Source organism: Pseudomonas sp. C9D1 (assembly GCF_056491235.1).
This window is the reverse complement of record NZ_JBSZIE010000002.1, coordinates 779,579-792,222: the sequence shown is the minus strand read 5'-3', so window position 1 is coordinate 792,222 and position 12,644 is coordinate 779,579. Positions and strand designations below refer to the sequence as shown.

Below are 12,644 nucleotides of genomic sequence, written 5' to 3'. Positions count from 1 at the left end.
CTGGCGGACGGGCGCTGCGGGGCTTGGGCCGCGCAGGGCGTGAGGGTGCAAGGTGCGGCCCACGGCGACGGCCGGGTCGTGGCCGGCGTGCCTCCGGAGCCGCATGTCGAGGCTCAGCCCGGCATCAGGATGCCCTTGGCGATGGTGTTGCGCTGGATCTCGCTGGTGCCGGTGAGGATGCGCATCATACGGGTTGCACGGAACATCCACTCGACGGGATGCCCCTTGATCAGCCCGGCGCCGCCATGCACCTGCACGGCCTTGTCGACGATGCGGAAGGCGGTCTCCGAGGCGTACAGCTTGCACATCGGCGCCTGCACCTTGATGTCGCCGCCGGCGTCGTTATTGGCCGCCGTGGCGTACATCATGCTGCGCGCGGCATAGAGCTCGGTGGCCATGTCGGCGAGCATGTGGTTGACCGCCTGGAACATGGCGATGGGCTGGCCGAACTGCTTGCGGGTGCGGGCGTGGTCCAGCGACAGCTGCAGCGCCAGGCCGGCCATGCCGAGCATGGTGGGGCAGTGCAGCAGGCGGTTGAGGGTGATGCGCCCCATGGCCAGCTTGAAGCCTTCGCCCTCGGCGCCGATGCGGTTCGCCACCGGCACGCGCACGTCCTCCAGGACGATGTCGCCATGGGCGCCGCCGCCGGACATCACCGAATAGTCGCTGTCCACGCGCACGCCGGGCGCGGCGAGGTCGACGAAGAACGCCGAGATGCCCTGCGGGCCGCGACCGGGGCCGGTGACCGCCAGCAGCACGGCGAGGTCGGCGTAGGACGCGCCGGAGATGTAGCGCTTGGCGCCACGCAGCACATAGTGGTCGCCCTCGAGGCGCGCCTCGGTGGTGATGGCGGTGGCGTCGGATCCGGCCTCGGCCTCGGTGAGGGCGAAGCACACCGCCTTCTCGGCGCGGCAGACCGGGCGCAGGAAGGCCTCGACCTGGTGCTCGCTGGCCACGCGGAACAGGTGGCCGATACGCGGCGGGCCGGAGAGCTCGCCCAGTACGTGCGGGGCCAGGGGCGAGCCGGTGAGCACCGCCGCTTCCTTCACCGCGCACAGCTCGGCGACGTTGAGCCCGGCACCGCCCAGGGCTTCGGGCAGCATCGCGTTGTAGAAGCCCAGTTCGCAGGAGCGGCGCCAGATGTCGCGCAGCAACGGCCTGGCCACGGGCTCGCCCCAGAGGATGCCTTCGCGCTCGACGAACGGAGCCAGTTCGTCACGGACGAAGGCCTGGATGCCGGCGATGAGACGCGCGGCTTTTTCGCTTGGTTCGATCATGTGTGGTTCTCCCGTCAGATCCGTCGTTCGCTGTTCTGCCAGTACGCTTCGCGGATCAGGCGGCGCACGACCTTGCCGTTGGGGTTCTTCGGCAGTTCCCGGACGAAGTCCACCGCGCGCGGCTTCTTGAAGCCGGCCAGGGAGCGTCCGCAGTGCTCGATGACCTGCTCGGCGCTGAGGCTCTCGCCGGGCTTGAGCACGATGACCGCGCGCACCGCCTCGCCCCATTGCTCGTCGGGCACGCCGACCACCGCCGCCTCGAACACCTGGGGCAGGGTGTAGAGCACCTGCTCCACTTCGGTGGGGTAGATGTTGAAGCCGCCGGAAATGATCATTTCCTTCTTGCGGTCGACGATGAAGACGTAGCCGCGCTCATCCACCCTGGCCAGATCGCCGGTGAGGTAGTAGCCGTCGCGCATCACCTCGGCGGTGAGCTCCGGCGCCTGCCAGTAGCCCTGCATGATGTCCGGGCCCTTGACCACGATCTCGCCGATCTCCCCGGGGCGTACGTCCTCGAAGGCGTCGTTGACCACCCGCAGGTCGGTCTCGAAGTAGCAGCGCCCGCAGGAGGCCAGGCGATCAGGGTCGTCGCCCTCGATCAGGTGGTCGCGCTCGGTGAGCACGGTGACCAGCGAGCAGGTTTCGCCGGCGCCGTAGCCCTGGGCGAGGATCGGCCCGAACAGCGCGATGGCGCGCTTGACCAGGGCCGGGGCCATGGGCGCAGCGCCGTACATCACCAGGTTCAGGCTGGAGAGGTCGAAGCGCTCGACGCCGGGCACGTTGACCAGGCGGTTGATCATCGCCGGCACCAGGAACAGGCGGTTCACCCGCTCGCGCTGGATGGTCTCCAGCAGCAACTGATCGTCGTAGCGCTCCAGTAGCAGGTTGCAGGCGCCCACCGCCAGCAGCGGCATGATCTGCATGCCGCTGGCGTGGGTGATGGGGCCGACATGGGCCATCACGTCGCCCGGTGCGGCACGGCGGGTGGGGCTGGCGATGCTCTTGCGGATCAACGCCTTGCGGTTACCGAAGGAGAGCATCGCGGCCTTGAGCACGCCGGAGCTGCCGGAGGTGTAATGCAGCACCGCCAGGGCGTCGTCGGCCGGGTCGCAGTGCACCGGCGCCTCGCTGCCGCGCGCCAGTACGGCGGCGTATTCGGCGTCACCGGCGCTGCCGTCCAGGGAGACGATCAGGCGCAGCCGTGGCAGCTCGCCACGACGGGCGTGCAGGGCCGCGGCGAAGCGCCCGTCGGCGATCACCGCCTGGCTATGGGAGTCGTCGAGCACCTGGATGATTTCGTCCAGGGACAGGCGTGCATTGATCGGCACCTTGACCATGCCGGCCTTGTAGAAGGCCACCTCGGCCTCCACCAGCTCGATACGGTTGAGCGCGAGGATCGCCACGTGCGCGCCCTCGGCCAGGCCAAGGGCCTGCAGGCCGGAGGCCAGGCGGTTGGTGTGGCGTTCGAGCTGGGCGAAGGTGATGCGTTGCCGGCTGTCGATCAGCGCTTCCTGGTCGGGCCAGTACAGCGCACTGCGGCTGATGATCTTTCCTAAATTCAACGTGTTGTTCTCATCGGCAGGGAGAGTGCGCCGATGCTATCCAAGCGAACTATCGCGCCACCAATACAACAGTACGATGCGGGCCATATCGATATGGAATGGGTGGGGCGGGCGAGGTGCTGCATTCGACTCCGCCTGGTGGATGAAAGAGCGCCATCCACCCTACGCAGCGGTCATGTCCGCGCGGGGGCGGTTCCCCCTCTATCCCCGCGCGGCAACCGATTCCAGGTAGGCGCAGAGCATGTCGGCCATGGCGTCGGCGTAGCGCTCGATCTCCTCCGCCGTGCGCGTGCGCTCGGAGAATTGCTTGCCCACGGTGCCGAGGGTGGTGGTGACCAGGTCGCTGGCCAGGGTGCGGGTGGCGCCCGGGGCGGCGGGCAGTACCTCTTCCATGAAGGTTTCGAAGATGCGCCCGGCAGCGGCCTTGGCTTCCTGCGCCTCGGGGGCGTCGCGGTAGAGCGGGGCGGCGTCGTCGAGGGCGATGCGCATGTCGGCTTCCTCGCATTCGGAGCGGAGGAAGGCGTGGACCAGGGTGCGCAGGCGCGTCAGCGGCGGGGTGGCGAGGTCTTCGAGGATGCTGCGCAGCAGTTCGCTGGTCTGGCGCCACTCGTCGCTCTGCAGGCGGAACAGGATGGCCGCCTTGTTGGGGAAGTACTGGTACAGCGAGCCGACGCTGACGCCGGCGCGCTCGGCCACCCGCGCCGTGGTGAAGCGCTGCGCGCCCTCCTTGGCCAGAACCTGAATAGCGGCCTGCAGGATGGTGGCGACCAGCTCGGTGGAACGGGCCTGCTGGGGTTGCTTGCGCGAGGAGATACGCGGGTTCTGGCGTTCGGTCATGGCGGGGCCTGGCAATGCGAATAGTAAGACCTGACGGATTGATCGCATTCTATTCCGGCGCCGACGATGCGCTCAACGAAGCCTGGAGACCTTGCATGAACACCCTGACCCAACCCGCCCTCACCGCCTTGCTGGACCGCCTGTTCGCCGAGGCCGACACGGCCTGGCAGGCACTGGGGCCGAGCCTTGCCGAGCTTGCCGAAGGCGAAGTGGCGAGGCTGATGCGGAGCAAGACCGAATACCGCGAGTTCTACGCTCGCCTCAAGGACGTGGCGCTGCCCGTCTCCCGCGAGACCGGCCGCCTGCTGTACATGCTGGCGCGCAGCAGCGGTGCGCGGACCATCGTCGAGTTCGGCACCTCCTTCGGCATCTCCACGCTGCACCTGGCCGCCGCGCTGCGCGACAACGGCGGCGGCCGGCTGATCACCAGCGAGTTCGAACCCACCAAGGTGGCGCGGGCCCGTGGCAACCTCGCCGCCGGCGGGCTGGAGGACCTGGTGGAGTTCCGCGTGGGCGATGCGCTGAGCACCCTGGCGCGGGACCTGCCCGAGGCCATCGACCTGCTGTTGCTCGACGGTGCCAAGGCGCTCTACCCGGAGATTCTCGCCCTGGTGGAAAGCCGCCTGCGCCCCGGCGCGCTGGTGATCGCCGACAACGCCGAGCACAGCCCCGAGTACCTGGCGCGGGTGCGCGAGGCGGGCAGCGGCTACCTCTCCGTGCCCTTCGCCGAGGACGTGGAACTGTCGCTGCGCCTGGGGGCGTGAGCGTCGGTGGGCGGGTAGAGGACGACGGACGCACGCAGCTTGTTGCCGCCGAACAGGCGCATGCGCTGGAAGCGCGCATGGCTCACCGGCATGTGCTGGCAGTCCAGCGCCTGGCGGTGGCGGCTGTGGTCGATGTCCGGGTCGTGGAGGTAGACGAAATCCTCGTCGCAGCCGGTGACCAGCACCCAGTGCGGGGCCTTGGTGCGGGTCAGCTGGTAGCTGCTGATCAGCACCAGCGGCAGGCCGCCTTCGGCGAGTTGCGCGGGCAGGTCCTGGCGGCTGGCGGGCACCTGCTCGACGTCGCTCGCGCGCAGCTCGTCGCAGAAGGCCTCGTGCACCAGGCGCATGACCTCGCGCTTGCCTTCGCTGCGCACGCCGCTGAGGAACAAGGGGCCTGCGACACTGACCTGCAGGCGCACGCGAAAGCCCCGGCGCCAGGCGGCCAGGGCCAGCCCCTGGGGGCTGCAGCCGCCGTGGCCGGAGGTCATGAACACCGTGGTCGCCTCACGCCAGAGCTGCACTTCCTCGCGCCGCGTGAGCGGGCGTCCCGGTTGCAGGCCGGCCATGGCCATCATCAGGCAGGCGGGGCCGCAGGTGAACTCGGTGCTCTGCTGGTAGTAGGGCACCGCCCGCGCGGCATCGAGCGGGCGCTGGACGATGCGCTTTTCGTAGCGCAGCGCCTGGGCGTGGTCCTCGTAGTAGTCGTCGATGCAGGCGAAACGGCGGTAGCCGACCCGCTCGTAGAGGGCGATGGCGGGGTGGTTGTCCGGGCGCACCTCCAGGCGCAGGTAGGCGCAGTCGTGGTCGCGGGCGCGGCGCTCCGCCTCCGCCAGCAGCGCCTTGCCCAGGCCATGGCCACGGGCGTCGGGGGCGATGGCGATGGAGTACAGGCGGGCCAGCGAGGTGCCGCGGTGGAACAGCAGCAGCGCGTAGCCCATGACCTGGCCGGCGGCCTCGGCCACCGCCAGGCTGGCGTGGGCGCGGGCGATCATCCACTGGAAGCTGCGCGGCGACAGGCGATCGAGTTCGAAGCACTGGTTCTCCAGGTGGAGCAGGGCGTCGAGGTCGTCGGGGCGGGCATCGCGAAAGCTGAAATTCATGGCGCTTCCTGGCTCAGGCAGGGGGCCGGGCACGGTTGCGCCCGGCGCGAGGGGCTTAGCGGCGGGGTGTCCGTCGCGACGCCTTGTCGCGCGCCTGTCGCGCCAGGTCGCCGGGCTTCATGCGGCTGTCGACGTAGTTGATGGCGATGCTCAGGGCGACGATGGCGACGAGGACGCTGAGGGCGATGTGCAGGGGTTCCATGGGGCTTCCTTGGGGTGAGTGATGCCAGCGGGCGGGATGCCCGGCGGCGGTTGCGAGTGGGGGGCGTTGCGTCAGCTGGCCGGGGGCGATGCGCGGGCGGCCACCAGCCGGCGCAGGGCCAGCAGCATCAGGCCCGCCAGCACGGCGAGGGCGAGGACGAACAGCGGGTAGGAGAGCCACCAGGGGATGGCGGCGGTCATCATGCTGAACTCGGACATGCCGCCGATGCCGGCGATCAGGTTCAGCGGCAGGAACACCACGTTGATCAGGGTGAGCTTGCGCAGCATCTCGTTCATGGTGGTGTTCAGCAGGCTGCCGCGCGCCTCCATGAGGCCGGCCAGCACCGTGGAATAGATTTCCGCCTGCTTGATGCACTGGTCGTTCTCGATGATCAGGTCGTCGAGCAGCTCCAGGCTTACCGGGGGGAAGCCCAGGCGCTCGCCCTGGCTGCGCAGGCGTGCCAGCACCGCGCCGTTGCCGTGGATGGCGTTGAGGTAATACACCAGGCTTTCGCTGAGGCCGAGCATCTGCAGCAGGTGGCGGTTGTGCTGGCTCTGGTTGAAGCGCTGCTGCAGCTCGCGGGCGACCAGCTTGATCACCTTGAGGTGGCCCTCGTAGTGGTGGATGTTGCCCAGCAGGATGGCCAGCAGCACATCCAGCGGCTGGCGCAGGTCATGGCGCCCGGCGAGGCCGCCGAGCAGCGAGTCGGCGTTGGAAATGAGTACCAGTTGGCGCTCGTCCAGCAGCATGCCGAAGGAGGACACCTCGAAGGCGAAACGCTCGCCGCCGGAGTAGTTCTCCGGGCGCTTCCAGATGAGGAACAGCGAGCCGGCGCGGAACTCCACGCGGGCCACCTCGTCCGGGTCCAGGGCCGAGGCCAGGGCATGGGCGTCGAGGCCGAAGCGGCTGCGCAGCCACTCCAGCTCCTCGGCCTCGGGGGCGATGCACAGCTGCAGCGGCGCCGCGTCGTCGGTGCAGGGGCGCAGGGTGCCGTCGGTCAGCCTGTAGCTCTGGCGCATGGGCCGTGCTCCTTCAGTGGGCGCCGCCACGGCGCTTGAGTTCGAGGCGGCGGATGAAGTCTTCCAGCACCAGGCTATAGAGCTCATCGCGCAGGTGGGCGTCCTCGATGCCGGCGTCGAGGTTGGGGTTGTCGTTCACCTCGATGACCTTGACGCTGCCGTCCACTTCCTTGAGGTCGACGCCATAGAGCCCGTCGCCGATCAGGTTGGCGGTCTTCAGAGCCAGCTCCACCACCGCCTTCGGCGCCTGTTCCACCGGCAGGGTGCGGCATTCGCCGATCACCTCGGTGCCCTGGGCCTTGTGGTTGACGATCTGCCAGTGGCCCTTGGACATGAAGTACTGGCAGGCGAAGATCGGCCGGCGGTTGAGGATGCCGATGCGCCAGTCGTATTCGGTGAAGAGAAATTCCTGGGCGAGGAGCAGCACCGAGTGCTCGAACAGCCCGGCGCTGGCCTCGCGCAGCTGCTGCAGGTTCTCCACCTTGATCACCCCGCGCGAGAAGCAGCCGTCGGGGATCTTCAGCACCAGGGGGAAGCCCAGGCGCTCGCCGACCTTGTCCAGCTCCTGGGGGTTGTCGCGGTAGAGGATTTCGGTGGCCGGCATGCTCAGGCCGTGGCTGCGCAGCAGGTCGGTGAGGAACACCTTGTTGGTGCAGCGCAGGATCGACGCCGGGTCGTCCATCACGATCAGCCCCTCGCTCTCGGCCTTCTTGGCGAAGCGGTAGGTGTGGTCGTCGACGCTGGTGGTCTCGCGGATCAGCAGCGCGTCGTACTCGGCCAGGCGCGAATAGTCCTTCTTCTCGATCAGGTCCACTTCTATGCCCAGGCGCTTGCCGACCCGCACGAAGTTCTCCAGGGCGCGGGCATTGGAGGGCGGCAGCGGCTCGTCCGGGTTGTGCAGGATGGCCAGGTCGTAGCGCGCGACCCGGCGCGAGCGCGGCAGGCGCCAGACCTTGCGGTTGAAGCCGTCGAGGGCGCTGGCGAACTGGTCTTCCTGGGCCTCGCGCAGCTTGTGCAGCGAACCCGGGCGCAGGCCGGCGATGCGCCAGGTGTCGCCCTTGCGTACGTCCACCAGGAGGATGGGGCAGGGGAAGGCCTCGAACAGCTGGCGGGCGATGTCCTGCAGCGGCTCGAAGTCGGTGCGGCCGAAGTACAGGCTGAGGGTGAAGCCTTCGGTGTTGGCCCAGGGGTGCTGGGCGAGGGCCTCTTCCAGGGACTTCTCCAGGTCGTCCAGGGCCAGGCCGTAGAGCGACTTGCGCGCCAGCTCGCTGATGGTGCGCACCGAGGGGATGACCTTGTGCCCGCGCGCCTCGGCCAGCAGCGAGCAGTAGTAGCCGTGGCCCAGGTACTTGTAGTGACGGCACAGGTTGATGACCTGGACCTTCTTGTCCAGCTCACCGCCGCGCGACTGCTCGAGGTACTCCCGCGCGGTGAGCATCTCCTCGCTGGGGATGTAGGAGGACCAGTCCTCCCGGCGCTCGACGATGATCAATACCTGGCCGCCGTCGCGGCGCTGCAGGAGGTCCTGAGCGAGGCCGACGGCCTGGAGTGGGTCGGGGGGAATGCTGCTGAGACTGGCTTGAACCGAAGACATCTTCACGGGCCCGCTTGAGAGGTGGTGCGCCTCAATTAAGCAGCAAGCCGGGGCCCTGTCTCGCGTCGTTACGCAGGCTTTACGGGGGCTGTGGCGATCCTTATGCAAACGCTGCGCGGCGGGCGTTCTAGGGGCTTGGTGGTGGGCCGGCTTGGCAGCTGGCGGGAGTCTGCTAGCGTCAATCCAGCGTCTGCCGCTTCGCTTGGGAGCCTATCCGGGAAGGGGCGATGCATCCGGGGTTCCTCGCTAGCGCCTTGACCAGGAGTCATCGATGAAACACGCATTGGTATCTGCCGCCCTCGCGCTGTCCACCGCGCTGGTGGGCTGTTCGAGCACGCTGACCCAGCCGGACCAGTACTCCGGCTTCCTTTCCAACTACGACAGCCTGCAGCAAGCCACCACGCCCTCCGGCGCGGAGGTGATGCGCTGGATCGACCCCGCCGTGGACATCGGCCGCTACACCGCCGTCTACGTCGAGCCCACCCAGTTCTACCCACGCCCCCAGGCCACCGAGAAAATCCCCCAGAGCACCCTGGACGGCATCACCCGCTACTACGACATGGCGCTCAAGCGCGAAATCAGCAACAGCCTGTCGCTGGCCAGCAAGCCGGGGCCGGGCGTCATCGTCGTGCGCGCGGCCATCACCGGTGTCAGCAGCAAGACCGAAGGGCTCAAACCCTATGAGGTCATTCCGGTGGCCCTGGTGGCAGCGGCGGTGAGTACCGCCAGTGGCATCCGCGACCAGGAGACCGAACTGGCCACCGAGGCGCAGTTCCTCGATGGCGGCAGCAACAAGGTGATCGCCCAGGTGGTGCGCAAAGGGACCGGTACGCCGCTGGAGAACAGCGCCCAGGTGATGCAGCCGGCGGATGTCACGGGCGTTATCGACGGCTGGGCCAAGGACATGAACCAGAGCTACCAGAAGCTCAAGGCGAAGTAGCGCGCCCTCAGGCCGCCTGAACGGGTAGCTCCAGCTCCATGGTTTGGGCCAGCAGCGCGGAGCCTTCGCGCAGCGGCTCCGGCTCGCCGACGGGGCGGAAGCCCTGGGCGCGGTACAGGCCCATGGCCGGGCTCTCGGCCAGGGTGACGCCGAGACGCACGCGGCGCACGCCCAGGCTTTGCGCCCAGGCCAGGGCATCGGCCAGCAGTGCGCGGCCGGCACCTAGGCCACGGCGCGCCGGGTCGACCCACATCTGGTAGAGGTCGGCCACGGCGGGCTCGCTGGCCGAACGGCGGCACCAGAGCAGCCCGCAGGCGGCACCCTCATCGAGCGCGAACAGCACCCTGTCATTGCCGGAGGCAATCGCGTTGGCGATCCGGCTGGCCCAGGCGTCGTCCGACCGCGTGTGTTCCGCCGCGAAGGTGCTGCCGAAGGCCTCCGGCGAGTCGCGCAGGGCCTGCAGGCGCAGGTCGCGGTAGGCCGGCCATTCGCCGGCCTCTATCGGGCGTATGCGCAGCGCCGTCATTCGGCGGTCCACACCGCCAGCTCGTAGCCGTCCGGGTCGATGAAGTGGAAGCGACGCCCGCCGGGGAAGGCGAAGGTTTCACGGCTGATGGTGGCACCGGCGGCCTGCAGGCGGCTCTGGGTCTGTGCCAGGTCGTCGGCGTAGAGGATCACCAGCGGGCCACCCGGGCGCACCGGCTCACCCGTGGTGAAGCCGCCAGTGAGGCGGCCGTCGGTGAACTCGCTGTAGGTGGGGCCGTAGTCGGTGAAGGTCCAGCCGAAGGCCGCGCCGTAGAAGGCCTTGCTGCGGGCGATGTCGGTGACGTTGAACTCGATGTTGTCGATCTGGCGGTCGTTCCCTCGGGTGCCCATGGCGGCTTCCTTGACGTGTGTGGAGGGCCATCTTAGAGCCCTCCGCCCGCTATCGGAAGGGCGATCAGGGTTCGCCTTTGCGCTCCCGGGTGGCGTGCCAGCAGATCAGCGAGCCGGCGGTAACCAGCACCGCACCCTGCCAGAACTGCAGCGTCAGGCTGGCGCCGAGCCAGGCCGCGGCGAAGGCCGAGGAGAGCACCGGGGCGAAGTAGGAGGCGGTGGCCAGCAGGGTGAGGTTGCCGCGCAGGATGCCGATGTTCCACAACGCGTAGCCGCCGGCCATGGCGATGCCGGCGGCGAATAGTTCGGCGCCGCCACGCAGGGTGAACTCAGGCAGTGCCTGGCCGGCGAAGGCGAACTTCAGCCAGAGCACGGCCGCCGTGAGGATGAAGAAGAACGCCACGTGGTTCTCGCCCCGGGCATAGCGCCGGGTGACGTTGCAGTAGAGCGCGAAGGTGATGGCGCAGGCCGCCGCCAGGCTGTAGCTCAGCGGGTTGGATTGCACGTTGGCGATAAGGCTCGGTAGCGACAGCCCATCGGTGCTCACCACCCAGAGGATGCCGAACAGCGCGATGGCGGTGCCGGGCAGGATCAGCCAGCGCGCCGGCTGACGGTTCATGACGATGGCCAGCAGCACCGTGAGGCTCGGCCACAGGTAGTTGACCACGCCGAGCTGGATGGCCTGGTTGCTGTCGAGGGCGTAGCCCTGGGCCAGGGACAGGCAGATCTCGTAGGTGACGAACAGCGTCGTGCCGATGACCAGGTAGAAGCGCGAGCTGGAGCGCAGGCGCGGCCGGCCCAGCAGGGCGATGAGCAGGATGGCGCCGAGGCTGTAGATCAGCGCCGCGCCGCCGATGGGACCGAAGAAGCCGCTCACGCTGCGGATCAGCCCGGAGGCGGTGCTCCACAGGAGGATGGCCGCCAGTCCACACGCCGTCGCGCTTCGCCCACTGCTGATCCGCATCGTTCACCCACAGGAAAAAGGCGGTGATTCTACAGGCTCGGTTGGCCGAGGGGGCGGTTGGCGGCCGTCTCCGCCAGCCTCTGTCGGATGACAGCCAGGGCGTCGCGGAAGATCGGGTGCCATTCCTCGGTGGGGAGTTCGTCCAGCGGGTGCCAGAAGAAGCGGAACTCATGGCCGCCGTCGTCGGCCGTGTGGTGGCTCCAGGCATCCGCCAGGTCTGCGGCCGCCCGGCAGAGGTGGAAGGCCCAGGTGTGCCCGGTGGGGGTGGCTTGCCAGGTGCCCAGGTCGAGGATCGCCTCACCCTGGATGCCGGCCTCTTCGGCCAGCTCGCGAACGGCCGCCGCCGCGCTGCTTTCCCCGGGCTCGACGCTGCCCTTGACCAGCTGCCCGCCAGGGGGTGGAGGAAGGCGAGTACCTCCAGCCTGTCGCGCTGGCGCAGCACCACGGGGCAGGCCTTGTCGACCTTGATGGCGGCGATCACAGGGTCATGACCATCTCGTGCCAGGCCATGCCGCCATGGTCGGACGGGGAGGGCCGCACATAGGCGTAGCCCATGCGCCGGTACAGCTCGACGTGGCGCTCCTTGCACATCAGGTGGATGGTCGCCTTGCCCATCTCGCGCATGCGCTGCACGAAGGTGCGCATCAGCAGCGTGGAGAAGCCCTTGCCCTGGTGCGCCGGGTCGACCACCACCGACATGATCACCACGTTTGGCGCGGCGGCGTCATGGCCGACCAGCTCCTTGAAGGCCTCGTCGGACATCACCACCTCGTGGGCGCAGCCGCTGTTGATGAAGCCCACCACCTCGCCGTCCTGCTCCAGGATCAGGAAGCCTTCCGGGTACTGGGCGATGCGCGTCTCGATCTTCTCGCGGGTCGCAGCCTCGTCGCCTTCATAGGCGGAAATCTCGATCTGGTAGCAGCGGTCGGTATCGGACAGGGTGGCGGTGCGGAAACTGGGCGTGCTCATGGAAGACCTCGATGCAAGTGCGGCGCGGCATGGTAAAGCAGGCGCCGGAGCCTGGACAGTTGCGGGGTTCGGCCTCGCTGCGAGCGCCCCCGGTGGGAGCGGCTTCAGCCGCGAAAGACCCGCAGCCGGCACAAGGCTGCACGTGGCCGGATATTCCGTCGCGAATGAATTGGCTGTCTGCGTTAAGTGCTGCTAGAGGATTTGAGCCCAGCTGATTGCCGAGCTTTGGTGATGTTTCTGGTTTCGCCCTCCCGGGCGAGTCTCTTTTGGCAGTCGCCCCAAAAGAAACCAAAAGGGCTTGCCCCATCATCCGGCCCGACTGCGTCGGGTGCCCTCACTCCATCGTCGCTATCGGGGGCCGGCGCGATGGGCCATCCATGGCCTGGCGCGCCTCTCGCGGCATCCATGCCGCTCGTCCCCCGGCGCAACGATTGCGTTCAGCCTCCTGGAGGGGCGTTGGCGGCTGCTCCAACTTTCTTCGTCCAGCGCATCACCACGTGGTGCGCACAGGCTTTCGTAGGATGGTGTAGAGCGAAGCGA

13 protein-coding genes and 1 pseudogene are annotated in these 12,644 nt (G+C 68.4%); 2 read left to right on the top strand and 12 right to left on the bottom strand.

The annotated features are described in order from the left end of the window. Window positions 1-113 precede the first annotated feature (113 nt). From ACXI0U_RS11905 to ACXI0U_RS11895, 3 genes are all read right to left on the bottom strand, one after another. Window positions 114-1,277, bottom strand: coding sequence for an acyl-CoA dehydrogenase family protein (locus ACXI0U_RS11905; RefSeq protein WP_479550299.1), 1,164 nt, complete (start codon window positions 1,275-1,277; stop codon window positions 114-116). 14 nt (window positions 1,278-1,291) lie between these two features. Further along, on the bottom strand, window positions 1,292-2,839 hold the full coding sequence (locus ACXI0U_RS11900) for an AMP-binding protein (RefSeq protein WP_374980620.1): 1,548 nt from the start codon (window positions 2,837-2,839) through the stop codon (window positions 1,292-1,294). Between the two features lie 201 nt (window positions 2,840-3,040). Beyond that, window positions 3,041-3,676 carry a TetR/AcrR family transcriptional regulator gene (locus ACXI0U_RS11895; protein WP_479550298.1) on the bottom strand — a complete coding sequence of 212 codons (636 nt, stop codon included), beginning with the start codon at window positions 3,674-3,676 and terminating at the stop codon, window positions 3,041-3,043. 95 nt (window positions 3,677-3,771) lie between these two features. Here ACXI0U_RS11895 and ACXI0U_RS11890 point away from each other — a divergent pair, with 95 nt between their 5' ends. Then, on the top strand, window positions 3,772-4,440 hold the full coding sequence (locus ACXI0U_RS11890; RefSeq protein ID WP_479550297.1) for an O-methyltransferase: 669 nt from the start codon (window positions 3,772-3,774) through the stop codon (window positions 4,438-4,440). Here ACXI0U_RS11890 and rimI read toward each other — a convergent pair. The 4 genes from rimI to ACXI0U_RS11870 all read right to left on the bottom strand — a co-directional run bounded on the left by rimI (window position 4,383) and on the right by ACXI0U_RS11870 (window position 8,355). Further along, on the bottom strand, window positions 4,383-5,540 hold the full coding sequence (gene rimI / locus ACXI0U_RS11885) for a ribosomal protein S18-alanine N-acetyltransferase (RefSeq protein WP_479550296.1): 1,158 nt from the start codon (window positions 5,538-5,540) through the stop codon (window positions 4,383-4,385). The genes ACXI0U_RS11890 and rimI overlap by 58 nt on opposite strands. Before the next feature lie 55 nt (window positions 5,541-5,595). Then, window positions 5,596-5,742 carry a hypothetical protein gene (locus ACXI0U_RS11880; RefSeq protein ID WP_021220067.1) on the bottom strand — a complete coding sequence of 49 codons (147 nt, stop codon included), beginning with the start codon at window positions 5,740-5,742 and terminating at the stop codon, window positions 5,596-5,598. A 71-nt stretch (window positions 5,743-5,813) separates the two neighbouring features. Further along, on the bottom strand, window positions 5,814-6,761 hold the full coding sequence (locus ACXI0U_RS11875) for a magnesium transporter CorA family protein (protein ID WP_479550295.1): 948 nt from the start codon (window positions 6,759-6,761) through the stop codon (window positions 5,814-5,816). A gap of 13 nt (window positions 6,762-6,774) precedes the next feature. Beyond that, window positions 6,775-8,355, bottom strand: a complete 1,581-nt coding sequence (locus ACXI0U_RS11870) for a RimK family protein (RefSeq protein WP_350448412.1) — start codon at window positions 8,353-8,355, stop codon at window positions 6,775-6,777. 271 nt (window positions 8,356-8,626) lie between these two features. Between ACXI0U_RS11870 and ACXI0U_RS11865 the strand changes: the two genes are divergently transcribed. Continuing rightward, window positions 8,627-9,295: a DUF3313 domain-containing protein gene (locus ACXI0U_RS11865; protein WP_350448413.1), complete on the top strand. Its 669-nt coding sequence runs from the start codon at window positions 8,627-8,629 to the stop codon at window positions 9,293-9,295. A gap of 7 nt (window positions 9,296-9,302) precedes the next feature. On the opposite strand, the gene ACXI0U_RS11860 is transcribed toward ACXI0U_RS11865, so the two are convergent. The 5 genes and pseudogenes from ACXI0U_RS11860 to ACXI0U_RS11840 form a co-directional block, all read right to left on the bottom strand. Continuing rightward, window positions 9,303-9,821, bottom strand: coding sequence for an N-acetyltransferase family protein (locus ACXI0U_RS11860; RefSeq protein ID WP_479550294.1), 519 nt, complete (start codon window positions 9,819-9,821; stop codon window positions 9,303-9,305). Then, entirely contained in the window at window positions 9,818-10,171 is a 354-nt protein-coding gene (locus tag ACXI0U_RS11855; RefSeq protein ID WP_435635508.1) for a VOC family protein, read from the bottom strand. The genes ACXI0U_RS11860 and ACXI0U_RS11855 overlap by 4 nt, the downstream gene beginning before the upstream one ends. A gap of 64 nt (window positions 10,172-10,235) precedes the next feature. Continuing rightward, window positions 10,236-11,135 (bottom strand): aromatic amino acid DMT transporter YddG, encoded by a 900-nt coding sequence (gene yddG, locus ACXI0U_RS11850; protein ID WP_479550293.1) that lies wholly within the window; start codon window positions 11,133-11,135, stop codon window positions 10,236-10,238. A 29-nt stretch (window positions 11,136-11,164) separates the two neighbouring features. Further along, window positions 11,165-11,604, bottom strand: a pseudogene (locus tag ACXI0U_RS11845) (NUDIX hydrolase). 8 nt (window positions 11,605-11,612) lie between these two features. Beyond that, the gene (locus tag ACXI0U_RS11840) at window positions 11,613-12,104 is read right to left on the bottom strand and encodes a GNAT family N-acetyltransferase (protein ID WP_374980625.1); all 492 of its coding nucleotides are present in this window, start codon (window positions 12,102-12,104) and stop codon (window positions 11,613-11,615) included. Window positions 12,105-12,644 lie beyond the last annotated feature (540 nt).